Below are 23530 nucleotides of genomic sequence, written 5' to 3'. Positions count from 1 at the left end.
GGAACTCAAGGACGAGGCCAAGCTGGACCTGCTGCCCATGGCCTTCACCAAGCAGGGCGCCATGTGGGTCTGGCTGGACCCGCAGGCCCGCACCCTGGTGCTGGACACGGGCAGCCAGGCGCGCGCCGACGAGGTGGTCAGCTCGCTGGTGGAGGGCCTTACTGGTTTTGCGCTGGCCCTGGTCGATACGCAGACCAGCGCCCAGGCCGCCATGGCGCACTGGCTGACCACGCAGGAAAGCCCGGTCGGCTTTTCGATTGACCGCGAATGCGAGCTCAAGGCCGCCGACGAATCCAAGGCTGTGGTGCGCTATGCGCGCCATCCGCTGGACATCGACGAGGTGCGCCAGCATATCGAGCACGGCAAGCTGCCCACGCGCCTGGCGCTGACCTGGGATGATCGCGTGAGCTTCGTGCTGACCGAGGGTCTGCAGATCCGCAAGATCGCGCTGCTCGATGCCGTGATGGAAGGCCAGTCGCAGGACGACGGCGGCTTCGATGCCGATGTGGCGATTGCCACGGGCGAGCTGTCCAGGCTCATCCCCGATCTGATCGAGGCGCTGGGCGGGGAAGGGCGCACGGGCCTGGGCCAGGATCTGCCGGCATCGCTGCAAACGCCCGCTGCCCAGACTCCTACAGCGACACCAGCGACACCGCGTGCAGCGGCCTCGGGCCGTGGTGCGCTGACGGGGCCGGCCCTGGCGCCCGTGGATACGGCGCCTGAAGAAGCGCCTTTCTAAGCCTAAGCCGGCAGGCGGCTGCGGTGGCGATGTTTCATGTGAAACATCGCCACGCTCAGGCGGCGCTCAGACTCTTTCAAAGATGGCCGAGATCCCTTGGCCGCCACCAATGCACATGGTCACCAGCGCATAGCGGCCGCCCGTGCGCTGCAGCTCGGCGATGGCCTTGGTGGTGATGATGGCGCCCGTGGCGCCCACGGGGTGGCCCAGCGAGATGCCCGAGCCGTTGGGGTTGACCTTGGCCGGATCCATGCCCAGTTGCTGGATCACGGCGCAGGCCTGGGCCGCGAAGGCCTCGTTGGCCTCGATCACGTCCATGTCTGCAATCTTCAGGCCCGTGCGCTGCAGCACCTTCTGCGTGGCCGGCACGGGGCCTATGCCCATGTAGGCGGGGTCCACGCCGGCATGGGCGTAGCCCACCAGGCGCGCCAGCGGCTTCAGTCCCAGGGCAGCCACGCGATCGCCTGCGGCCAGGGCCACGGCGGCGGCGCCGTCGTTGATGCCCGAGGCATTGCCGGCCGTCACGCTGCCGCCTTCCTTGCGGAACGCGGGCTTCATGGTGGACAGCAATTCGATGGTGGTGCTGGCGCGCACATGCTCGTCGGTATCGAAGACCACGACGCCCTTGCGCGTGGCGATCTCCACGGGAACGATTTGCTCCTTGAAGTGGCCGGCCGCAATGGCAGCGGCCGCGCGCTGGTGGCTGGCTGCCGCCAGTTCGTCCTGCATTTCGCGGCTGATGTGGTAGCGCTCGGCCACGTTTTCGGCCGTGATGCCCATGTGCATCTTCTGCCAGGGGTCGTGCAGGATGCCCAGCATGTAGTCGATGCTCTTGGCGTCGCCCATGCGCGCGCCCCAGCGGGCGGCCTGGTCGAAGTAGGGGCCGCGGCTCATGGACTCGCTGCCGCCGCCGATGGCCACGTCGCAGTCGCCCAGCGCAATGGCCTGGGCGGCAGAGACGATGGCCTGCAGGCCGGAGCCGCACAGCCGGTTGACGTTGAAGGCCGGCGTCTCGATGGGGCAGCCCGCATCGATGGCGGCCACGCGCGAGAGGTAGGCGTCCTTGGTATCGGTGGGGATCACATTGCCCATGACCACGTGGCCGACGGCGTCGGGCGCCAGGCCCGCGCGCTCGATGGCGGCCTTGACGGCCGTGGTGGCCAGCTGGGTGTTGGGTACGTCCTTGAGGCTGCCGCCGAAGGTGCCGATGGCGGTGCGCGCAGTGCCGACGACGAAGACGTCGCGTGGGGTCATGGTGAAGCTCCTCGAAGCGATGAACACGGGGGATGGAGTGCATTGTGCCGGGCAGGCGGCAGGCAGCGCAGCCGCCTCGGCGTCAGTTCCGGGCGGAGGTCAACGTCCCTCGAATTGCGGCGCCTGCTTGGCGTGGAACGCCGCAATGCCGCGCGGCAGGTCGGCCGTGCGCGCACAGGCATCGAAGGCGCAGGCCTCGGCGGCCAGCTGGTCGCGCAGGCTGCGGTCCAGGCCCGCGCGCATGAGGCGGCGCATATGACCCAGCGCCACCGTGGGACCGGCGGCCAGGCGTTGGGCCAGCTGCTGCACGGCGGCGTCGAGTTCGGCGGGCGGCAGGACGCGGTTGATGAGGCTCAGGCGCTGCGCTTGGGCGCAGTCCAAGGTCTCGCCCAGCATGGCGATCTCCAGCGCGTTGCGCAGGCCCACGATGCGCGGCAGCGCCCATGAGGCTCCCACGTCGCAGCTGGCGCCCAGGTTGATGTAGGCCAGGTTGAAGCGCGTGCCCTCGGCCGCGTAGACGAAGTCGGCCTGCAGCATCAGCGACAGGCCTGCGCCTGCCGCCGCGCCATGCACCTTGGCAATGACGGGCGCATCGAGCTGGCCCAGCAGCGCCACGGCCTCGTTGAGCGGCGCCAGCAGCTCGGCCGCACCGCGCACGGGGTCGGCGGCCAGCGTGTCCAGGTCGCCGCCCGCCATGAAGGCGCGGCCCGCGCCTTCCAGCACCACGCAGCGCAGCGCGCGGTCCTGGGCCAGGGTGCGCACGGCATCGCGCAGTGCCAGCGCCATGGGCACGTCGATGGCGTTGAGGGCGGCGGGGCGGTGGAAGGTCAGCGTGGCGATGGCGCCTTCGCGGTGCAGCAGCAGCGGGGTGTCTTGCGTGTCGGTCATGGGAGCGGATCAGTGGTACAGGGCGTCGATTTCGGCGGCGTAGGTCTTGTAGATGGACGAGCGGCGCACCTTCATCGTGGCCGTGACTTCGCCATCGTCGTGGTCCAGCTCCTTGGTCAGCAGATGGAAGCGCCGCACATGCGAGACCTGGGCCAGGCGCGCATTGCCCTGCGCGATCTCGGCATCGATCAGCGCGCGCACCTCGGCCATCTCGGCCAGGGAGCGGAAATGCGTGAAGGGGATGCGCCGCGCCTGGGCCCATTGGCCCACGGTCTCGTAGTCGATCTGCACCAGCGCACCCACGAACTTGCGGCCCTCGGCCACGACGATGCACTCCTTGATGAAGGGGCTGGCCTTCATGGTGTTCTCGATCTCCGAGGGCGTGAGGTTCTTGCCGCCGGCGGTGATCATGATGTCCTTGAGGCGGTCCACGATGCGCAGCTGGCCACCCTGCACGCGCACCACGTCGCCCGTGTGCAGCCAGCCGTCCTGCAGGCTTTGCGCCGTGGCCTCGGGGTTCTTGTAGTAGCCCGCGAAGACCATGTCGCCCTTGATCTGGAGCTCGCCGCTGCCGTCGCCCTCATCGGGGCCGGCATGGGTGGCAATGCGCCATTGCACGCCTTCGGTGGCCACGCCCACGCTGCCCACGGCCACGTCGTCCAGGCGGTGGCCGGTAACCATTCCCGTGGATTCGGTCAGCCCGTAGACCTCGATCAGCGGCACGCCCAGCGTGCGGAAAAACCGCACCACGTCGGGCGGTATGGGCGCGGCGCCGGTGAGCGCCACGCGCGCCTCGCGCAGGCCGATGAAGTTCTGCAGCGCGCGCAGCACGCTCCAGTAGCTGGCCGCCCAGGCCAGGCGCTCGGCCAGGCTCCACTGCCTGCGGGGCTTTTCGGCCAGCGGCGCGCAGGCCGCCATGGCGCGCTGGTAGAGCGCGCGGCGCAGCGGCCCGGTCTCTTGCATCTTGATGCTGATGGCCGCGTGCAGCTTCTCCCAGATGCGCGGCACGCCCAGGAACATGTTGGGCGCGACTTCGCGCAGGTCTTCCTGCACCGTGCGGATGGACTCGCCAAAGTGCACCTGCGAGCCCAGGTAGACGGGCACGAAGCTGGTCAGCATCTGCTCGGCCACGTGGCACAGCGGCAGGTAGGACAGGTGGCGCGTGCCGCCGTCCAGCCCCAGCCGCTCGGCAATGCCGGGCACCACGCCGCGGATGTTGCGGTAGGTGATCATGGCGCCCTTGGGCTTGCCGGTGGAGCCCGAGGTGTAGATCATCAGCCCCACGTCATCCAGCGTCTGGCGTGCCAGCGCCTGTTCGATGGGGGCGCGGCTGGCGGCCTGGGCGCCCAGGCGCTCGACCTCGTCGAAGGTGGCGATCAGGGCGCGGACCTCCGGCGCGAAGCTGCGCAGGCCCTTGGTCTCCATGACGATGATCTTCTTCAGGCGCGGCAGCTGGGGCAGGGCGGCCAGCAGCTTGTCGGTCTGCTCCTGGTCCTCGCAGACCATGATGTCCACATCGGCATGGCCCGCCACATAGGCGACCTCGGGCGTGGGGCTGGTGGGGTACACGCCCACGGTGATGGCGCCGATCAGGCCCGCGCCCATCTGGGCCAGCACCCACTCGATGCGGTTCTCGGAGATCACGCCCATGTGGCCGCCTGGCGGCAGGCCCAGCTGCGCCAGGCCCAGCCCGAAGTGGCTGGCACGCTCGTGGTAGCGCGCCCAGCTGGTGGGCTTCCAGATGCCGAAGTCCTTTTGCCGTATGGCCACGCGCTGGGCATCGCTGCGCGCGCGTTCGGCCAGCATCTGGGGCAGGGTGAGTTCGGGAAGGTTCTTCATATCAATGACCCATCGCGCTGCCTGTGACACTGGCGTGCCCCCACACGGGAGCACCGAGGAAGGGCCGCCCCGCACCGAGGGTGCTGTCCCCCTCCCTCGCGAAGCGGGAGAGAGGGGGAAGGCGCGAAGCGACTCAGGGGGTGCTTCATGACAACCAGCGCTTGCGGCGCTTGTAGTGCTTCAGGTCGCGAAAACTTTTTGCCTCGCCGCCACCACCCATGCCCAGGTAGAACTCGCGCACGTCGGCATCCTGGGCCAGGCGCTCGGCCGGGCCGTCGATGACGATCTTGCCGTTCTCCATGATGTAGCCGCTGTGCGCCACGGCCAGGGCCACGGTGGCGTTCTGCTCGACCAGCAGCATGGAGGTGCCGCGCTCGGCATTGATGCGCGCGATGATGGTGAAGATGTCCTCCACCAGCTTCGGAGCCAGACCCAGCGAGGGCTCGTCCAGCAGCATGAGCTGGGGCTGGGCGATCAGCGCGCGGCCAATGGCCAGCATCTGCTGCTCGCCGCCCGACAGGTAGCCGGCCAGGCCTTTGCGTCGCTCATGCAGGCGCGGGAAGTAGCTGTAGACCAGGTCGAAGTCGGGCTTGACTTGATTGCGGCCCGTGAGCGCGTAGGTCGCGGCCACGAGGTTTTCCTCCACCGTGAGGTCCTCGAACACGCGCCGGCCCTCCATCACATGCGACAGCCCCAGGCGCACCAGCTGCTGGGGCGCGTACTGCGCGGTGGACTGGCCGTTGTAGCGCACGCTGCCGCTGGCCAGCAGGCCGTCCTCCAGCGCCAGCAGCCCCGAGACGGCCTTGAGCGTGGTGCTCTTGCCCGCGCCGTTGCTGCCCAGCAGGGCCACGATCTGGCCGCGCGGCACGGCCAGCGACAGGCCCCGCAGGGCCTGCACGACCTTGTTGTAGATGACCTCGATGTTGTTGATTTCGAGGACGCTTGCAGTCTCTGCGTTGGTTGGGGTTGCCTTCAAAATTTCACTGCGCATGTGGAGCCCGCGACGTTGGTTATGGCGTGCATCAGGCGCGGGGCACCAAGCAAGGGCCGCCCCGCCGCGAAGGTGCCGTCCCCCTTCCCGCAACGCGAAGCGGTGCGAGAGAAGGGGGAAGCGGCGAAGCCGCTCAGGGGGATGCGTTTCATCAAAGCGCTATCCAGTCGGACGCTGGGAGCATCTTCTGCGCCTTCATGTCCGCCTTGTAGACGCGGCCCACGGGAATCGAATTGCCCTTGATGGTGATGGGCACGCCGATCAGTCCGCCCGTGTCGAAGTCCTTGATGGAATTGAGCGCGGCCTTGAGGTTGGGGCCGGTGAGCGGCTTGCCCGCGTCCAGGCAGCGCCTGGCCGATTCCACGAACAGCATGGCCGCCAGGAAGCCCTGGATATAGGCCGTGCTCTGGTACTCGGGGCGCAGCGCGCGGATCTTGTCCAGCATGGGCGCCTTGGCCGAGGTGTCGTAGTAGTAGCGGTAGGGCATGACGCCCATGAAGCCGTCGCCGGCCTCGCCCATCTTCATGACGGTGGAGCTGTCCATGGTCCAGAAGGTGCCCATCCATTGGCTGGTCATGCCCATCTGCTTGCCCTGCTGGATGAACTCGGGAATGGGCGCGAGGATGTAGCCGTGGAAGATGGTGTAGTCGGGCGCGGCGCGGCGCAGCTTGATGACTTCGGTGGACACGTCCACGCTGCCGGGCGGCGTCATCAGCTTGGCCACCACGTTCAGGCCCAGCTTCTTCGCGGCCGCTTCGCTGGCCTCGATGGGGTCGCGGCCGAATTCGGAGTCGGAGTAGACGAAGGCCACCTTGGCGCCCGGCTTTTCCTTGGCGATGTGCTTGAGCAGGATGCCGAACATCTCCGTGTAGTCGGGTCCCACGAGGAACTGGTTCGGGTACTTGGCCGGGTTGTTGAGCTCGGTGGCGAAGGAGGCGCCCGCCATGAGGATGGCGCCGTTGCGGTCCAGCTCGGGGTTGATGGTCTTGGAAAAGCCCGTGGAGTCGCCGTAGTAGAGGTTGACCTTGTTCTGGCTGGTGATCTTCTTGAACGCGGCCACCGAGACATCGACCTTGTAGCCCGTGTCCTCGGGCACGTAGCGGACCTTGCGGCCCTTGATGCCGCCGGCCTCGTTGACCATCTTCACGTAGTCGCCCATGCCGGCATTGATGCCCACGCCCGCGAAGGCGAACACGCCCGTCATGGGGATGGAGCCGCCGATCACGATGTCTTCGCCACCAGCCTGGGCGCGGGCGGCCAGCGGTGCGGCCAGGCTGGCGCCGGCCGCCAGCAGCAGGCTGCGGCGGCGCGAGGAGGTCGGGTGTTGCTGCATTGCTTGTCTCCTTTTGCTTGTCGTGCGCGGCGCCGCCTCAATTGCGGAAGGGCCACAGGTGGAAGAAGCGGCGCAGGCGCCGCCACATTTCTGCGAGCCCCTGCGGCTCGAAGACCAGAAAGACGATGATCAGCAGCCCGAACACCATGGTGCGCACGGGCGACAGGAAGACGGCCAGCTCGGAGCCGCCGGGCAGCAGGTCCACGATGAGCTTGAGCAGCTCCGGGACCATGGTCATGAAGACCGCGCCCAGGATGCCGCCCAGGATGGAGCCCATGCCGCCGACGATGATGGCCGCCAGAAAGAAGATGGACATCAAGAGCGGAAAGCTCTCGGGCGTGACCACGCGAAAGAAGTACGCCCACAGCCCGCCCGCCACGCCCGCGTAGAACGAGGACAGCCCGAACGACAGCAGCTTGTAGCGCAGCAGCGGTATGCCCAGCACCTCGGCCGAGATGTCGCGGTCGCGGATGGCGATGAAGGCGCGGCCTATGCGCGTGCGAAACAGGTTGGCCGCGCCCAGCAGCATCAGCAGCGTGACGGGCACGATCACCCAGTACAGCCGGAATGAGGTATCCAGCGCCACGCCGAACACCGTGGCCGGCTGCAGCGTCAGGCCCGCCGTGCCGCCCGTGAGCTTGAGGTTGGCGAACAGGAAGTGCGCGATGAACGAGGCCGCGATGGTGGCAATCGCCAGGTACAGGCCCTTGACGCGCAGCGAGGGCAGGCCCACCACGATGCCGCCCAGCATGGCCACCAAGCCGCCAGCCAACAGGTTGAACAGCACGGGCGTGCCCCAGCGCGCCTGCACGATGGCCACCGTGTAGGCGCCCAGTCCCATGAAGGCGGCCTGGCCCAGGCTGACCAGGCCCGTGTAGCCGGTGAGGATGTTCAGCCCGGTGGCGCCGGCCACGTTGATGCTGACCAGGCAGGCCAGGTACAGCCAGTAGTCGCTGGCCATGAAGGGAAACAGCAGCAGCAGCGCGCCGGCCATGGCCAGCCAGATGCGTTGCGTGCGGGAGTCGAACAGCGCCGCATCGGCGATGTAGCTTTCCTTGAGGGTGCCTATGCGCATGCTGCCGTCTTTCTGAAGCTGTCTAGAGCCGCTCGATCTCGTGCGTGCCGAACAGGCCGTAGGGCCTGAGCATCAGCACCACGACCAGCACGATGAAGGTGGCCAGCAGCTTGTACTCGCCGCCCAGGTAGGCGCCGGCCAGCGCCTCCACCAGGCCGATGAACAGGCCGCCAACCAGGGCGCCCAGCACGCTGTCCAGCCCGCCCACGATGACGACCACCAGCACCGACAGGCCGAACACGCCCATGCTCGACGAGATGCCGCCGATGGAGCCGACGATGATTCCGGAGACCGCCGCGATCATGGCCGACACCACCCAGGCCAGCGAGAACACGCGCGGCACGTTGATGCCCACCGAATAGGCCGCTGCCTGGTCGCTGGCCGTGGCGCGCAGGGCCACGCCGCCACGCCAGTAGCGGAACACCAGCAGCACGGCCGCGATGAAGACCACGGCCACGGCTGCGCCCCAGGCCACCTTGGGCGCGAGAAAGGCCTCGCCGATCATCACGGGCTGCGTGGGCATGAACTCGGGCAGGCGGCGCTGGTCGGCCGTCCAGATCAGCTCCACCAGGCCCACCAGCACCGAGGCCAGGCCCACGGTGACCATGAACACCGAGATCGGCGGCTCGCCCAGCAGCGGCCGGATCATCGTGCGCTCGATCAGCGCGCCCAGCAGCCCCGTGCCCAGCACGGCGGCGGGAATGGCCAGCCACAGCGGCAGCGCGAACATGGCCGCGAAGGTGAAGAACAGGTAGGCGCCCACCATCAGCAGCTCGCCGATGGCGATGTTGACCACGCGCGTGGCCTTGTAGACCACCACGAAGGCCAGCGCGGCCAGCGCATACAGGCCGCCTGCGGCCAGGCCCGTGAGGGCGATCTCGAACAGGTAGGCCCAGTCCATCATGCGGCTTCCTGTGCCAGGGCAGGCTGCGGCGTGGCGGGCTCTGGCCGGGTGGACGCGCCGCGCAGCCGGCGCCGCAGCTCGCCCACATCACCGGCGCCCAGGTAGGCCCGGCTCACCTCGGGATCGGCCTGCACCACGGCAGGCGTGCCCTGGGCGATGACCTGGCCGAAGTTGAGCACCACCACATGGTCGGACAGGTCCATGACCATGCCCATGTCGTGCTCCACCATGAGCACGGTCACGCCCCACTCGGCGCGCACATCGAGGATGAAGCGCGCCATGTCCTCGGTCTCCTCGCGGTTCATGCCGGCCACGGGCTCGTCCAGCATCAGGATGCGCGGCTGCATGGCCAGGGCGCGCGCCATCTCCACGCGCTTTTGCAGCCCGTAGGACAGGGCGGCCACGGGCGCATGGCGGATGTGGTCTATCTCCAGGAAATCGATGATGCGCTCCTCGATGTCGCGGCGCAGCTCGGCCTCTTCGCGGCGCGCGCGGCCCAGGTAGAGCAGGGCGTCGAGCACGTTGGTGCGCAGGTGGGCGTGGCGGCCCAGCTTGATGTTGTCCAGCACCGTCATGCCCCGGAACAGCGCAATGTTCTGGAAGCTGCGCCCCAGGCCCAGCCGCGCGCGGCGCGGCGCCGGCATGCGCGTGATGTCCTCGCCCTGGAAGCGGATGGAGCCGCCCGTGGGCCGGTAAAAGCCCGAGATGGTGTTGAACAGCGACGTCTTGCCCGCGCCGTTGGGACCGATCACCGCCGTGATCGAGCCGGGCTGCACATCGAAGCCCACGCCCGACAGCGCCTTCACGCCGCCAAAGGCGAGCGTGACGCCATCGACCTGCAGCAAGGGGGCGGGCGGGCCGCCGTCGGGGTGTGTCTCCATGGCGCTCTCGTGCGTTGGTTCGTCGAGCCGGGCAGGAGCCTACTGATGCGTAGGCTGTTTACTTTGGAGTAGATTCTGGTTGTCGCCCTCCGCATGCAGCATCGGTGATTTCCCCGGTGCACCCGCCGCCATGAAGCCATCGAGCCCTGAAACCAAGATCCGACCCAGCCCCAGCCCCGGAACCCGCGCCGGCAAAGGCCGTGCAGCGCCCGCCGTGGACTCGCCCTGGAGCGGCACGCATGACCGCGAGCAGCAGCGCGAGGCCAAGCGCCAGGCCGTGCTGCAGGCCGCCGCGCAGCTGTTCAACGAGCGCGGCTTCTCCGCCACCTCGCTGGACGACATCGCCGCACGGCTGGGCGTGAGCAAGCCCACGCTGTACTACTACGTCAAGAACAAGGACGAGATCCTGCTGCAGTGCGTGAACCAGGGCTTGGCCATGACGCTGGAAGGCATCGAGGCCTCGCGCCGCGCAGGCGGCCAGGCCGTGGACCAGCTGCGCGCCTGCATGCAGGTCTATGCGCGCATCGTCACCATGGACTTCGGCATGTGCCTGATCCGTGTCGGCGACGAACAGGTCCCCCCCGACAGCCGCCGCGAACTGCGCCGCCAGAAGGCCGCCATAGACCAGGCCTTCCGCCGCCTGGTGGCCGCCGGCGTGCAGGAGGGCTCGCTGGCCCCCTGCGACCCCAAGATGACCGCCTTCGTGATTGCTGGCGCGCTCAGCTGGATAGGCCGCTGGTACCAGCCTGGCGGCCAGTACTCGGCCGAGGAAGTGGCGCAGCAGTGCATTGATACCTTGATGGGGGGGGTGTTGCGGCGGGCGGATGTTCTCGATACGCCCAAGTTATCCAAGCCACCCAAGGTGGGCAAGCCTGCAAAGCGTGCGAAGGCGGGCGGCTGAAGCGCCGTTCCCTGCCGTGAGACACGCTACGGCGCCGCACTCTCCTGCGCCGCCAGATCATCCAATATCGGGCAGTCCGGCCGGTCGTCGCCGTGGCAGCAGTGCACCAGGGTCTTGAGCGTGCGCTGCATGGCCTGCATGGCGGCGATGCGCTCGGTCAGTTCGTCGATGTGGCGCTGGGCGATGGCCTTGACCTGGCTGCTGGCGCGGCTCTTGTCCTGCCACAGGCCGAGCAGGGTGGCGATCTCGTCCATGGAAAAGCCGAGGTCGCGCCCTCGGCGGATGAAGCGCAGGGCATGCACGTCGGCCTCGGCGTACTGGCGGTAGCCGCCGTCCGTGCGGTGCATGGGCGGCAGCAGGCCCTGGGCTTCGTAGTGGCGCACCATGCGCGCCGAGACACCGGCGCGGCGCGCGGCCTCGCCGATGGAGACGGGCCAGTGCTGTGCGGGGTGGGCGGACATGGTGCGTGCCTTTCGGATGCCTTCGGGTGTCTTTGAGGTGTCTCTCAGGCGACCTTGTAGCCTTCTTCGGCAATGGCGGCGCCCAGTGCCTCGCGGCTGGCGCTGCTGTCGACTTCCACGCGCTGGGCGGCGCGATCGATTTTTACCTGGGCCTGGTCATCCACGCCCTGCACGGCCTGGGTGACGGCGCGTTCGCAGTGGCCGCAGGTCATGCCCTGCACGGTGAAAACATGTTGCATCTCTCGCTCCTGGTTGGGGCGCGCCGAAGTGGCGCAAGCCATGGACGGCATGTTGAACCCTAACACCATGGCAAGGTCAAGCGCCTGGCTGGATAAGGGTTGATTTGGCCCAATTCGATGTGAGCCGGCCGGCTCAATGATCCGCTGCAATGGCCGATAGATCGAAAAGAGCCGTGAATATGCAAAAACCGTCATAGACCATTGGCGATCATCTGACAAACTGCAACAATTTGTATTTACGTTGGCGCTATGCATTTGGAGACCGTGCGTGCGCCCTGACTGACAGAGAGGAAAACGGTCATGAACTTGTTGGGAATGATGCGGGCTTTCACGATCCGCACGCGGATGCTGGGTGCCATCGCCATGGTGCTGGTGCTGCTGGGTCTGCTGGGCGGAGCCGGGATGCTGGGCATGTTCCGCATCCATGGCATGAGTCAGCAGTTCATGCATACCTCGTACGCCAAGATGGGCTACATGGTGGAGTTGCGCGCCGAGCTGGGTGCCGTGCGCGCCCATGAAAAGGACATGATCATCCAGTACGAGCGTGCCGAAGAGGTGCGCAAGGCCCACACCCAGTGGTTGGCCGCCATCGACCGCGTGAAATCCGTGGCCGAGCGCTTTCTGAAGGACGAGGACCCGGCCGACGACGCCATCGTCAGCGGCATCTCCGAGCGCGTGGACCGCTACCGCCAGCAGTTCGAGCACATTGCGCGGCAGCTGGAGGCCGGTGGCTATGACACGGCGACCACGGCCAACCGCATGAGCGGCAAGGCCATGGCCGAGGTGGCCGAGGTCGAAAAGCTCATCGCACAACTCGACCAGCTGCTGCGCCAGCAGGTCGATGCCATGGCCGCGGAGGAGCAGGGCGTGGCCGAGCAGACGCAGTGGATCTTCGTGGCGGCCGTGGTGCTCACGGTGCTGGTGGTGGTGCCGCTGACGCTGATGAACATGCTGTCCATCTGCCGCCCCCTGGTGCAGGCGCGCCAGACGGCGCTGACCATTGCCCAGGGCGATCTGTCGCAGAGCGTGAAGGTGGAGGGCAAGGATGAGGTGGCCGATCTGCAGCGCGCGCTGGACCAGATGCAGCAGAGTCTGGGCTCCATGGTGACCCAGGTGCGCGACGCCAGCGGCAACATCGCCACGGCCAGCCAGGAGATCGCCACGGGCAACCAGGACCTGTCCTCGCGCACCGAGCAGACGGCCAGCAATGTGCAGGAGACCGTGGCCTCGCTGTCCCAGCTCACGGCCACGGTGCAGCAGACGGCATCGTCCTCGCAGCTGGCCAACCAGCTGGCGGCCTCTGCCTCGACCACGGCCACGCGCGGTGGCGACGTGGTGGCCCAGGCCGTGGTCAGCATGCAGGAGATCACGACCTCCAGCCGCAAGATCGGCGACATCATCGGCCTGATCGACTCCATCGCCTTCCAGACCAACATCCTGGCGCTGAACGCCGCCGTGGAAGCGGCGCGCGCCGGCGAGCAGGGCCGCGGCTTTGCCGTGGTGGCGGCCGAGGTGCGTTCGCTGGCCCAGCGCTCGGCCCAGGCGGCCAGCGAGATCAAGGCGCTGATCCAGACCAGCGTGCAGGCCGTGGACGTGGGCGTGCGCCAGGTCGAGGACGCGGGCAAGACCATGAAGGAAATCGTGGACAGCGTGCAGCGCGTGGGCGACATCATTGGCGAGATCACGGCGGCTTCCAGCGAGCAGTCGGGCGGCATCGGCCAGGTCAACCAGGCCGTGGGCGATATCGACCGCATGACGCAGCAGAACGCAGCCCTGGTCGAGGAATCGGCCGCCGCCGCCGAGTCGCTGCGAGAGCAGGCCGCGCGCCTGGCGCAGGTGGTGGGCCAGTTCCGCATTGCCGGTGCGGCCGTGGCGTCCATGGGCTCGCATGCTTCCTATGGCCGTCCCGGCCAGGGCAAGCCCGGCCTGGCCCCGGCTGCTGGCCGCGCCCCGCTGGCTTCGGCCCGCGAGACCCAGTTGCTGGAACACGCCTGAGAAGGCAGGGGCCAGCGGCCCTGTTTCACGTGACCCTGTGAATCGCCCGAACGAAAAAAGCCCGCAGGTCATGCCTGCGGGCTTTTTGCTTTGCAGCGCCGCAAATCAGGCCTGGCGCGCGAACGGGTAGTCGATATAGCCCTCGGTGCCGCCGCCGTAGAACAGGCTGGAGTTCCAGGGGTTCAGCGGCAGGTCGTCGCGCAGGCGGTGGACCAGGTCGGGGTTGGAGATGAAGGCCTTGCCGAAGGCCACGATATCGGCGTGGCCGCTTTCCACGGCGCGCAGCGCCATGTCGCGGTCATAGCCGTTGTTGACCATCCAGGCGCCCTGGCCGCCGGCCTCGCGGTAGGCGGATTTGAGCGCCGCGTAGTCGAAGGGCCGGTCGGGCAATTCACGCGGGCCGCCGGTGGAGCCTTCGATGATGTGGATGTAGGCCAGGCCCAGCGGCGCCAGCTGGCGCACCACGTATTCGAACAGCGGCTGGGGGTCGGCATCGGCGATGTCGTTGGCCGGCGTCACGGGCGACAGGCGGATGCCCACGCGGCCGCCGCCCACGGCATCGGCGGCGGCGCGCGTGCATTCGAGCAGCAGGCGGGCGCGGTTCTCGATGCTGCCGCCGTAGTCGTCATCGCGCTGGTTGGCGCCGGTCTTGAGGAACTGGTCCAGCAGATAGCCGTTGGCGCCGTGCAGCTCCACGCCGTCGAAGCCGGCCGTCTCCACGGCATTGCGCGCGGCCACGGCGAAGCTGTGGACGATGGCGGGAAGCTCGTGCTGGGCGAGCGCGCGCGGCGCGGAGGTGGGCACGAACTGGCCCTTGCCCGAGTCCTCGTCGATCACATAGGTCTTGGATTTGGCCGCCACCGGGGACGGCCCCACGGGCGCCTGGCCTTCGGGCTGCAGCGAGGTGTGCGAGACCCGGCCCACATGCCACAGCTGGGTGACGATGCGTCCGCCCGCCTTGTGCACGGCGTCGGTCACGCGCTTCCAGCCGTCGAGCTGCTCGCTGCCGTACAGGCCCGGCACATGGGCATAGCCCTGGCCCTGGTGGCTGATGGCCGTGCCTTCGCTGATCAGCAGGCCGGCGCTGGCGCGCTGGGCGTAGTAGGTGACCATGATGTCGTTGGGCTGGGCCTGGGGTGCGCGGTTGCGCGTCAGCGGCGCCATGGCGATGCGGTTGGGCAGGCGCAGCTCGCCGGCCTGTATGGGTTCGAACAGAGAGGTCATGCAACGGGGCTTTCTGTGCGTGAAGCAAAAGCGCCGCCCGTGCGGGCGGCGCGGCGTACGGCACAGATTACGCCCATGGAATCAATCGTGCAGGCCAGGGATTTGCGCGCTGTCGTGCAGGCGACGCCCGCATGCCGCATGGCCCGGCGGATGCGCGCTGCACCCCGCCGAGGTGCAGCCGCGCATCCGCACGCGCCAGGCCTGCGCCGCCCGGGCCCTGAGCCGCAGGCACCAAAGACAAGGGGCCGGCCGGTTCCACACCAGCCGGCCCCGCCAGGCCTTGAGCGCAGCAGCGCGGCGCTGCTTACTTGAGCAGGCCTTCGGCCTTCATCGCGGCCTGCACGGCAGGGCGGGCCAGCACGCGCTCGCGGTAGGCCAGGAGGTTGGTCAGCTCGGAGATGTCCACGCCCACGAACTGGGCCCAGCCCGTCACGGTGAACAGGTAGGCGTCGGCCACGGTGAACTGCTCGCCCATCAGGTAGTCGCGGCCATTGAGCTCGCCGTCCACCCACTTGAGGCGGTCCAGCACGCGCTGGCGCACCACGGGCTTGTAGTCGTCGGGCGTGGCGGGGTTGAACAGGGGGCCGAAGCCCTTGTGCAGCTCGGTGCCGATGAAGTTCAGCCACTCCTGAAGGTGGTAGCGGGCCATGGTGCCGTTGGCAGGCGCCAGCTTCTTCTCGGGGACCAGATCGGCCAGGTACTGGACGATGGCCGGGCCTTCATGCAGCGTGTCGCCGTCGTCGAGCACGAGGAAGGGAACATAGCCCAGCGGGTTGATGCCGTAGTAGTCCGTGCCGTCCTGCAGCTTGTGCGTCTTGGTGCTGGCCAGGACCGGCTCGTAGGCCAGGCCTGCCTCGTGCAGGACGATGTGGGGAGACAGAGAGCAGGCGCCAGGGCTGTAGTAGAGCTTCATGGTGGATGGCTTCCGATCAGGGTAAGAAAGACAAGCGCCCATGCTAACCCCATGTGCAGGGGCTGCGCATGATGGGACCGCGCTGGCGGCAGGGTTCAGGCCGACAGGCGCTGTGCAGCCCAGAGCACCTGTTCCAGCACGGCCTTCATGCCCAGCTGGTCCTGGGGCCGCTGCAGGCGGCCGGCCTCGTCAAAGGCCTGGCCTGCCTGTCCTACGGCGTGGCTCACGGGTGCCAGCCAGCACTGCAGGTTCAGCAGCAGCGGCGCCAGGTGCGACTGGGCGCGCAGGCCGCCCAGGCCACCGGGCGAGGCGCTGGCCATGCCCACGACCTTGCCGCGAAAGGGCAGGGTGCCATCGGACCAGACCGGATCACCGGCCACGGGGCTGGAAGCCCAATCGATGGCGTTCTTGAGCAGGGCAGGGTAGCTGCCGTTGTACTCGGGCGAGCAGATCAGCCAGGCCGGGTGGCTGTGCAGCGCGGCCTTGAAGCGCAGCACGTCGGGCGGCGTGCCGCTGGCCTCCAGGTCGGCGTTGTACATGGGGATGTCGAAATCCGACAGCTCCAGCAGCGTGGGCTGGGCGCCCAGTTCGCGCGCCATGTCGGCGGCGGCGGCGGCCAGGCGCCGGTTGTGCGATTGTTGGCGGGTACTGCCCGCGAAGATGAGGATCTGCATGGCCGCCATTGCATCACAGGCCCTGCACATGTTTCTTGCAAGCGGGCCGCCCTGCGGGTGGCGGCGCGCAGCATCCTGCGGAGAATGCGGCCTCCCGCCGCACTGTTTCACGTGGAACACCGGCGCAGTGCCGGCCCGGTGGCGGGGCCGGCCGACCCCTTGCAAGGCACTGGTGCGGCAAAGGTGGGAAAATCGCGGGTTCCCCGCTGGGTTCCCCTCGCTACATGAACGAGGGCCGCCTGCCATGAGCGCCGGAGCGTGAGTGCTCCGTGTCGGGGGCTTGGGCCGGGCAGGCCCCCGGAGTGATAAGCATGTTGTACCCACAGGAATTTGATGTGATCGTGGTCGGTGGCGGCCACGCCGGCACCGAGGCCGCGCTGGCCGCTGCGCGCATGGGCTGCAGGACGCTGCTGCTGAGCCACAACATCGAGACCCTGGGCCAGATGAGCTGCAATCCCAGCATCGGCGGGATCGGCAAGGGCCATCTGGTCAAGGAAGTGGATGCGCTGGGCGGCGCCATGGCGCTGGCCACCGATATCGGCGGCATACAGTTCCGCATCCTCAACAGCTCCAAGGGCCCAGCCGTGCGTGCCACGCGCGCCCAGGCCGACCGCATTCTCTACAAGGCCGCCATCCGCGACATGCTGGAGAACCAGCCCAACCTGTGGCTGTTCCAGCAGGCGGTGGATGACCTCATGGTCGAGGGCGACCGCGTGGTGGGCGCCGTCACCCAGGTGGGCGTGCGCTTTCGCAGCCGCACCGTGGTGCTCACGGCGGGCACCTTCCTGGACGGCAAGATCCACGTGGGCCTGAACAACTACGCGGCAGGCCGCGCGGGCGACCCGCCAGCCGTCAGCCTGTCGTCGCGGCTCAAGGAGCTGCAGCTGCCCCAGGGGCGCCTGAAGACCGGCACGCCGCCGCGCCTGGATGGCCGCAGCATCGATTTCTCACAGTGCGAGGAGCAGCCCGGCGACGGCATGCCCGGCGGTGTCAACGAAGGCGTGCTGCCCGTGTTCAGCTTCATCGGCAATGCGGCCATGCACCCGCGCCAGATGCCCTGCTGGATCACCCACACCAACGAGCGCACGCACGACATCATCCGCAGCGGCTTTGACCGTAGCCCCATGTTCACGGGCAAGATCGAAGGCGTGGGCCCGCGCTACTGCCCCAGCGTCGAGGACAAGATCAACCGCTTTGCCGACAAGGAAAGCCACCAGATCTTCCTGGAGCCCGAAGGCCTGACCACCAACGAGTTCTATCCCAACGGCATCTCCACCAGCCTGCCCTTCGACATCCAGTACGAACTGGTGCGCAGCATGAAGGGGCTGGAGAACGCGCACATCCTGCGCCCCGGCTACGCCATCGAGTACGACTACTTCGATCCGCGCTCGCTCAAGAGCAGCTTCGAGACGCGCCAGATCCAGGGCCTGTTCTTCGCCGGCCAGATCAACGGCACGACCGGCTACGAGGAAGCGGCGGCCCAGGGCCTGTTCGCCGGCCTCAACGCCGCGCTGCAGTGCCGCGGCCAGGAAGCCTGGCTGCCGCGCCGCGACGAGGCCTACCTGGGCGTGCTGGTCGATGACCTGATCACCAAGGGCGTGACCGAGCCGTACCGCATGTTCACCAGCCGCGCCGAGTTCCGGCTGCAGCTGCGCGAGGACAACGCCGACATGCGCCTGACCGAAGCGGGCCGCGCCATGGGCCTGGTGGACGATGCGCGCTGGGATGCCTTCAGCCGCAAGCGCGATGCTGTTTCACGTGAAACAGAGCGCCTGAAGTCCACCTGGGTCAATCCGCGCATCGTCACGCCCGAGGAATCGGAGCGGGTGCTGGGCAAGTCCATCGAGCGCGAGTACAACCTGTTCGACCTGCTGCGCCGGCCCGACGTGGGCTACGGCAAGCTGATGAGCCTGAACGAGGGCCGCTATGCCTCGGCCGATGTGCAGCCCGACGTGCTGGGCGATCTCAGCGGCTCCGTGGTCGAGCAGGTGGAAATCGCGGCCAAGTACGCAGGCTACATCGACCGCCAGAAGGACGAGGTGCAGCGCGCCGCCCACTTCGAGAACCTGCGCCTGCCGGCCGAGCTGGACTATATGCAGGTGCCGGCCCTGTCCTTCGAGGTGCGCCAGTCGCTGCAAAAGCACAGGCCCGAAACCTTGGGCCAAGCGTCGCGCATGTCGGGCGTGACGCCGGCGGCGATCTCGCTGCTCATGGTGCACCTGAAGAAGGGGGGCTTTCGGGGCTTTGCACCGGATGTGACTGACGCGAAGGGCGAGGAGGCATCCGCATGAGCCAGGAACTGCGCGCTCCTCTCGAGGCCGGCCTGCGGGCGCTGGGCCTGGAGCTTTCCCCTGCCCAGGTCGATACGCTGATGGAATTCCAGGCCCTGCTGGGCAAATGGAACAAGGTCTACAACCTCACGGCCGTGCGTGATCCGCAGGAGATGCTGACCCATCACCTGCTCGACAGCCTGGCTGCCGTGCCGGCGCTGCAGCGCCATCTGGCACAGATGCCTGCGCGCGCAGGCCGCACCGCCATGCTGGACGTGGGCTCGGGCGGCGGCCTGCCCGGCGTGGTCTTTGCCATCTGCTGCCCGCAGATCGACGTGCACTGCGTGGACACGGTGGGCAAGAAGGCGGCCTTCATCCAGCAGGCGGCGGCCACGCTGCGCCTGCCCAACCTGCGCGGCATCCACAGCCGCGTGGAGCAGCTGACCACGCGCTATCCGCTGATCAGCTGCCGTGCGTTTGCCTCCCTGGTGGACTTCACCAGCTGGTCGCGCCAGGCGTTGGAGGAGGGCGGCACCTGGCTGGCCATGAAGGGCAAGCACCCCGACGATGAAATCGCCGCGCTGCCCGCTGACGTGCAGGTGTTTCACGTGGAACCATTGAAGGTGCCGGGCCTGGATGCCGAGCGCTGCATCCTCTGGCTGCGCGTTTGCGCCTGATTTTTTTACCGAATGGCACACTGCCGCGTTGCGGCGGGGCCATGTTCCACATGCGCTGGCCATGGCCCTCGCATAAACTCCCAGCTTTCATCGCTCAGGGGTCAGCATGTTCGGCATCTCCGATTTCAGCGCATTCGTTGTTGCCATTCTTCTGTTTTTGCTGATTCCGGGGCCGGGCAATCTGGCGCTGATCACCTCCACCGGCAAGGGCGGCATACGTGCCGGAATGGCGGCCTGCGCCGGCGTGCTGGCGGCCGACCAGGTGCTGATCTGGATGGCCGTGGCGGGCGTGGCCGCGCTGCTGGCCTCCTATCCCACGGCCTTCCATGCCGTGCAGTGGCTGGGCGCCGCCTACCTGGGCTGGCTGGGTTTCAGGATGCTCACCGCCAAGCCCGGCGACAAGCCCGTGCTCCACATCGAGCCGCGCCACTACTTTCGCCAGGCCGGCCTGATCACCCTGATGAACCCCAAGTCCATCGTGTTCTACATGGCCTTCTTCCCGCTGTTCGTGGATCCCGCAAGCCACCAGGGCCTGCTCACGTTCGCGGTGATGGCGGCCACGGTGGCCGCTCTGACCTTTCTCTATTGCCTGATCGTGGTGCTGCTGACCGCGCATCTGGCCGAGCGCATGCGCGCCAATCCTGCGGTTTCCCGGGTTCTCGAAAAGACTGCGGGCGTGTTCCTGATCGGTTTTGGCCTCAAGCTGGCCATCGCCAAATAAGCGTGTAAATACCATGGCCAAAATCTTCTGTGTCGCCAATCAAAAGGGCGGGGTCGGCAAGACCACCACCGCCGTCAACCTTGCAGCGGGCCTGGCCAAGGTCGGCCAGCGCGTGCTGATGATCGACCTGGACCCGCAGGGCAATGCCACCATGGGCTCGGGCGTGGACAAGCGTGCGCTGGAGCTGTCGGTCTACGACGTGCTGCTGGAGAACGCCAGCGTCAAGGAAGCGGCCGTGCGTTCCGAGGCCGTGGGCTACGACGTGCTGGGCGCCAACCGCGAACTCAGCGGCGCCGAGATCGAGCTGGTCACCCTGGAGCGCCGCAACGATCGCCTGAAGGGCGCCCTCAAGGCGGTCGATGCCGACTACGACTTCGTGCTGGTGGACTGCCCGCCCAGCCTGTCCATGCTCACCTTGAACGGCCTGTGCGCGGCCCATGGCGTGGTCGTGCCCATGCAGTGCGAGTACTTCGCGCTCGAAGGCCTGACCGACCTGGTCAACACCATCAAGCAGGTGCACGCCAACATGAACCCCGACCTGCAGATCATCGGCCTGCTGCGCGTGATGTTCGATCCGCGCACCACGCTGCAGCAGCAGGTCAGCGACCAGCTCAAGGAGCACTTCGGCGACAAGGTGTTCGACACCGTCATCCCGCGCAACGTGCGCCTTGCCGAGGCGCCCAGCTATGGCGTGCCGGGGGTGGTCTTCGATCCGGGCGCCAAGGGCAGCAAGGCCTTCATCGATTTCGCGCACGAGATGGTGCGCCGCATCAAGAAGATGTAGCCATGCAAGGTTCACATGAAGCGGCAGGGCAGGGCGTGCCGACCGGGTGGTCCGCCGAGGACGTCTGGCTGCTGCCCGGCTGGCAGAACTCGGACGCCGACCACTGGCAAAGCCGCTGGGAGCAGCGCCACGGCTACCGTCGCCTGGAGCAAAACGACTGGGACCGCCCACTGCGCGGCGACTGGAGCGCCAGGCTGCAGGAGACGGTGCTCGACGCGCCGCGCCCCGTGGTGCTGGTGGCGCACAGCCTGGGCTGCATCCTTGTGGCCTGGTGGGCGGCGCATTCGCCGCTGGCCGCCCGCAAGGTGCGCGGCGCGCTGCTGGTGGCCCCCGGCGATACCGAGCATCCCCAGCTGCGCGAGCAATTGCCCGGCTGGTCGCCCGTGATGATGCAGCGCCTGCCGTTTGCCTGCATCGTGGTCGGCAGCGACAACGACATTTACTGCAGCGCCCAGCGCGTGCAAGCCATGGCCGATGCCTGGGGCGCACGCTTCGTCGACGCAGGGCCTTCGGGCCATCTCAACACGGCCAGCGGGCTGGGCGACTGGGACAGCGGACACGCGCTGCTGGCATCGCTTTGACAAGGACAACACCATGGTGACCAAGAAACCCAAGGGACTGGGACGCGGGCTGGAAGCCCTGCTCGGACCCAAGGTCCACGACAAGGAAGAGGGCGGCGGCCCGGTGGCCGAGACCGGCCTGCCCAGCATCCTGCAGCTCGACGTCATGGTGCCCGGCCAGTACCAGCCGCGCACCCACATGGACGAGGGCGCGCTCTACGAGCTGGCCGAAAGCATCAAGGCCCAGGGCATCATGCAGCCCATCCTGGTGCGCCGCCTGGCCAAGGGCGACCACGCCGGCAAGTACGAAATCATCGCGGGCGAGCGGCGCTTCCGTGCGGCCCGCATCGCCGGCCTGGCCGAGGTGCCGGTGCTGGTGCGCGAGGTGCCCGACGAGGCCGCCGCCGCCATGGCGCTGATCGAGAACATCCAGCGCGAGGACCTGAACCCGCTGGAAGAGGCCCAGGGCCTGTCGCGCCTGGTCAAGGAGTTCGGCCTCACGCACGAGCAGGCGGCCCAGGCCGTGGGACGCTCGCGCAGCGCGGCCACCAACATCCTGCGCCTGCTCAACCTGGCCGACCCGGTGCAGACCATGCTCATGGCCGGCGACATCGACATGGGCCATGCGCGCGCCCTGCTGTCGCTGGACCGCGCGGCCCAGATCACGGCCGGCAACCAGATCGCGGCCAAGAAGCTGTCGGTGCGCGAGGCCGAGGCCCTGGTCAAGAAGATCGGCGCCGACTTCAGCCTGGTGCGCCAGAAGTCCAAGAAGGACGGCAAGTCGCGCGACATCAAGCGCGTGGAAGAAGAGTTGTCCGACCTGCTCATGGCCGATGTCGAAGTGCGCATCAAGAAGTCCGTGCGCCGTGGCGGCAAGCTGCAGGAAATGGGCGAAGTGGCGATCCAGTTCGGCTCGCTCGATGCGCTCAACGGGCTGATCGAACGTTTGCGCGGCGATGCACCCGAGTGATGACAACAGCTTGTAACCGTCTGTGATCTGTCGTTCTCCAGCAATGCAGCGCTTTTTTGCAAGGGTGAATCCCGGTATATTTGCGCGCTGTTATGCGGGGTAATTGTGTGTAATCGCTGACTGGCGACGCTGCCAGTGCGTGGACGCCCATTGCCCTGGCGCTGATTCACCTAGACCAGACCAAGAGGATTACAACGTGAAGAAGTATCTTGCCCTGACTGCCATCGCTGCCGTGGCGCTGACCGGCTGCGTGACCACCGACATGCGCATGGGTTCGCCGGAAGCCAAGACCGTGGCCACGGGCGCCGCAGGCGGTGCCAGCGCCGAGAACGCCAACACCGAGCTGGAGCGCTGCGACTCCTCGCTGGGCACCATCTCCCTGGTTGAGAACCAGACCGCGGGCTGGTACACCATCCTCACCCAGCAGTACCGCCTGCCGCCCACCTCGCAGCTGCTGCGCCTGATGATCCAGCAGTCCAACTGCTTCATCGTCGTGGAACGCGGCGCGGCCGGCATGGGCGCCATGGCGCGTGAACGCGCGCTGATGGACTCGGGCGAAATGCGCGGCGGCAGCAACCTGGGCAAGGGCCAGATGGTGGCCTCCGACTACGGCCTGTCCCCCGAAGTGATCTTCAACCAGAGCGATGCCGGCGGCATGGGCGGCGCCATCGGCGGCCGCGCAGGCGGCATCTTCGGCGCGCTGGCTGCAGCCACCAAGACCCGCGAGGCCTCGGTCATGCTGGCCCTGGTGGACAACCGCTCGGGCGTGCAGGTGTCGGCTTCCGAAGGCTCGTCCTCCAAGACCGACTGGGGCGGCATGGGCGCGCTGTTCGGCGGCTCCGCTGGCGCCTCGCTGGGCGGCTACACACGCACGGCCGAAGGCAAGGTGATCGCCGCCGCCTTCATGGACGCCTACAACCAGATGGTGCGCTCGCTGCGCAACTACAAGGCGCAGACCGTCAAGGGCCAGGGCCTGGGCGGCGGTGGACGCCTGGGCGTGGACGGCGGTGCCGCACCGTCGCAGACATCGGCTCCGGGCGCCAATGCCGCCGGCATGTCGCTGCGCGCGGCCCAGCAAAAGCTCAATGCCCTGGGCTACACCGCAGGCACGCCTGACGGCTCCATGGGCAAGAACACCCAGAACGCCCTGCGCGAGTTCCAGCGCGACCAGAGCCTGCCGCAGACCGGCCGCCTCGACCGTGCCACCTCGCAAGCACTGCAACAGCAATAAGCGGCT

Annotated in this window: 23 protein-coding genes; 10 read left to right on the top strand and 13 right to left on the bottom strand. The window is 67.8% G+C overall.

The window, feature by feature from the left end:
• The coding region (gene rdgC / locus ACUTR7_RS22455) for a recombination-associated protein RdgC (protein WP_445609866.1) at positions 1-739 on the top strand (739 nt) is incomplete at its 5' end.
• 66 nt (positions 740-805) lie between these two features.
• On the opposite strand, the gene ACUTR7_RS22450 is transcribed toward rdgC, so the two are convergent.
• The 8 genes from ACUTR7_RS22450 to ACUTR7_RS22415 form a co-directional block, all read right to left on the bottom strand.
• Positions 806-1993: an acetyl-CoA C-acyltransferase family protein gene (locus tag ACUTR7_RS22450; RefSeq protein ID WP_013799943.1), complete on the bottom strand. Its 1188-nt coding sequence runs from the start codon at positions 1991-1993 to the stop codon at positions 806-808.
• A gap of 99 nt (positions 1994-2092) precedes the next feature.
• Positions 2093-2881, bottom strand: coding sequence for an enoyl-CoA hydratase/isomerase family protein (locus ACUTR7_RS22445; protein ID WP_097204847.1), 789 nt, complete (start codon positions 2879-2881; stop codon positions 2093-2095).
• Positions 2882-2890: 9 nt separating this feature from the next.
• Positions 2891-4720 carry an AMP-dependent synthetase/ligase gene (locus ACUTR7_RS22440; protein WP_445609865.1) on the bottom strand — a complete coding sequence of 610 codons (1830 nt, stop codon included), beginning with the start codon at positions 4718-4720 and terminating at the stop codon, positions 2891-2893.
• Positions 4721-4865: 145 nt separating this feature from the next.
• The gene (locus ACUTR7_RS22435) at positions 4866-5696 is read right to left on the bottom strand and encodes an ABC transporter ATP-binding protein (RefSeq protein ID WP_445609864.1); all 831 of its coding nucleotides are present in this window, start codon (positions 5694-5696) and stop codon (positions 4866-4868) included.
• A gap of 166 nt (positions 5697-5862) precedes the next feature.
• The gene (locus ACUTR7_RS22430; RefSeq protein ID WP_043825208.1) at positions 5863-7044 is read right to left on the bottom strand and encodes an ABC transporter substrate-binding protein; all 1182 of its coding nucleotides are present in this window, start codon (positions 7042-7044) and stop codon (positions 5863-5865) included.
• Between the two features lie 37 nt (positions 7045-7081).
• Positions 7082-8119 carry a branched-chain amino acid ABC transporter permease gene (locus ACUTR7_RS22425; RefSeq protein WP_063327862.1) on the bottom strand — a complete coding sequence of 346 codons (1038 nt, stop codon included), beginning with the start codon at positions 8117-8119 and terminating at the stop codon, positions 7082-7084.
• A gap of 22 nt (positions 8120-8141) precedes the next feature.
• Positions 8142-9023: a branched-chain amino acid ABC transporter permease gene (locus ACUTR7_RS22420; protein WP_013799949.1), complete on the bottom strand. Its 882-nt coding sequence runs from the start codon at positions 9021-9023 to the stop codon at positions 8142-8144.
• Complete coding sequence (locus tag ACUTR7_RS22415; RefSeq protein WP_445609863.1) at positions 9020-9904, bottom strand: ABC transporter ATP-binding protein; 885 nt, start codon at positions 9902-9904, stop codon at positions 9020-9022. Before ACUTR7_RS22415 ends, ACUTR7_RS22420 begins: the two co-directional genes overlap by 4 nt.
• 130 nt (positions 9905-10034) lie before the next feature.
• Here ACUTR7_RS22415 and ACUTR7_RS22410 point away from each other — a divergent pair, with 130 nt between their 5' ends.
• Entirely contained in the window at positions 10035-10805 is a 771-nt protein-coding gene (locus tag ACUTR7_RS22410; RefSeq protein WP_445609862.1) for a TetR/AcrR family transcriptional regulator, read from the top strand.
• 26 nt (positions 10806-10831) lie between these two features.
• On the opposite strand, the gene cueR is transcribed toward ACUTR7_RS22410, so the two are convergent.
• Positions 10832-11266, bottom strand: coding sequence for a Cu(I)-responsive transcriptional regulator (gene cueR / locus ACUTR7_RS22405; RefSeq protein ID WP_012201974.1), 435 nt, complete (start codon positions 11264-11266; stop codon positions 10832-10834).
• A gap of 44 nt (positions 11267-11310) precedes the next feature.
• Positions 11311-11505 (bottom strand): heavy-metal-associated domain-containing protein, encoded by a 195-nt coding sequence (locus ACUTR7_RS22400; protein ID WP_012201975.1) that lies wholly within the window; start codon positions 11503-11505, stop codon positions 11311-11313.
• Positions 11506-11805: 300 nt separating this feature from the next.
• On the opposite strand from ACUTR7_RS22400, the gene ACUTR7_RS22395 reads away from it, so the two are divergent.
• Positions 11806-13500 carry a methyl-accepting chemotaxis protein gene (locus ACUTR7_RS22395; RefSeq protein WP_034397522.1) on the top strand — a complete coding sequence of 565 codons (1695 nt, stop codon included), beginning with the start codon at positions 11806-11808 and terminating at the stop codon, positions 13498-13500.
• A gap of 105 nt (positions 13501-13605) precedes the next feature.
• Here the strand turns inward: ACUTR7_RS22395 and ACUTR7_RS22390 are convergent, their stop codons facing one another.
• From ACUTR7_RS22390 to ACUTR7_RS22380, 3 genes are all read right to left on the bottom strand, one after another.
• The gene (locus ACUTR7_RS22390) at positions 13606-14724 is read right to left on the bottom strand and encodes an alkene reductase (protein WP_445609861.1); all 1119 of its coding nucleotides are present in this window, start codon (positions 14722-14724) and stop codon (positions 13606-13608) included.
• A 304-nt stretch (positions 14725-15028) separates the two neighbouring features.
• A complete protein-coding gene (gstA, locus tag ACUTR7_RS22385; RefSeq protein ID WP_013799958.1) occupies positions 15029-15637 on the bottom strand; it encodes a glutathione transferase GstA in 609 nt (202 codons plus the stop codon).
• A gap of 95 nt (positions 15638-15732) precedes the next feature.
• The gene (locus ACUTR7_RS22380) at positions 15733-16320 is read right to left on the bottom strand and encodes an NADPH-dependent FMN reductase (RefSeq protein WP_099732601.1); all 588 of its coding nucleotides are present in this window, start codon (positions 16318-16320) and stop codon (positions 15733-15735) included.
• A gap of 302 nt (positions 16321-16622) precedes the next feature.
• On the opposite strand from ACUTR7_RS22380, the gene mnmG reads away from it, so the two are divergent.
• The 7 genes from mnmG (at position 16623) to ACUTR7_RS22345 (ending at position 23524) form a co-directional block, all read left to right on the top strand.
• Positions 16623-18602 carry a tRNA uridine-5-carboxymethylaminomethyl(34) synthesis enzyme MnmG gene (gene mnmG / locus ACUTR7_RS22375; protein WP_096914486.1) on the top strand — a complete coding sequence of 660 codons (1980 nt, stop codon included), beginning with the start codon at positions 16623-16625 and terminating at the stop codon, positions 18600-18602.
• Positions 18599-19258 carry a 16S rRNA (guanine(527)-N(7))-methyltransferase RsmG gene (gene rsmG, locus ACUTR7_RS22370; RefSeq protein ID WP_445609860.1) on the top strand — a complete coding sequence of 220 codons (660 nt, stop codon included), beginning with the start codon at positions 18599-18601 and terminating at the stop codon, positions 19256-19258. The genes mnmG and rsmG overlap by 4 nt, the downstream gene beginning before the upstream one ends.
• Before the next feature lie 106 nt (positions 19259-19364).
• Entirely contained in the window at positions 19365-19979 is a 615-nt protein-coding gene (locus tag ACUTR7_RS22365) for a LysE family transporter (RefSeq protein ID WP_012201988.1), read from the top strand.
• A 13-nt stretch (positions 19980-19992) separates the two neighbouring features.
• On the top strand, positions 19993-20763 hold the full coding sequence (locus ACUTR7_RS22360; RefSeq protein ID WP_012201989.1) for a ParA family protein: 771 nt from the start codon (positions 19993-19995) through the stop codon (positions 20761-20763).
• 2 nt (positions 20764-20765) lie between these two features.
• Positions 20766-21344, top strand: coding sequence for an RBBP9/YdeN family alpha/beta hydrolase (locus tag ACUTR7_RS22355; protein WP_445609859.1), 579 nt, complete (start codon positions 20766-20768; stop codon positions 21342-21344).
• A gap of 13 nt (positions 21345-21357) precedes the next feature.
• Positions 21358-22293 (top strand): ParB/RepB/Spo0J family partition protein, encoded by a 936-nt coding sequence (locus ACUTR7_RS22350; RefSeq protein WP_013799965.1) that lies wholly within the window; start codon positions 21358-21360, stop codon positions 22291-22293.
• 196 nt (positions 22294-22489) lie between these two features.
• Entirely contained in the window at positions 22490-23524 is a 1035-nt protein-coding gene (locus ACUTR7_RS22345) for a peptidoglycan-binding domain-containing protein (protein ID WP_013799966.1), read from the top strand.
• The last annotated feature ends 6 nt before the right edge of the window (positions 23525-23530 follow it).

Source organism: Delftia sp. NA_296.1 (assembly GCF_052692095.1).
The sequence above is the reverse complement of the archived record's forward strand: the minus strand, read 5'-3'. Positions and strand labels throughout refer to the sequence as shown.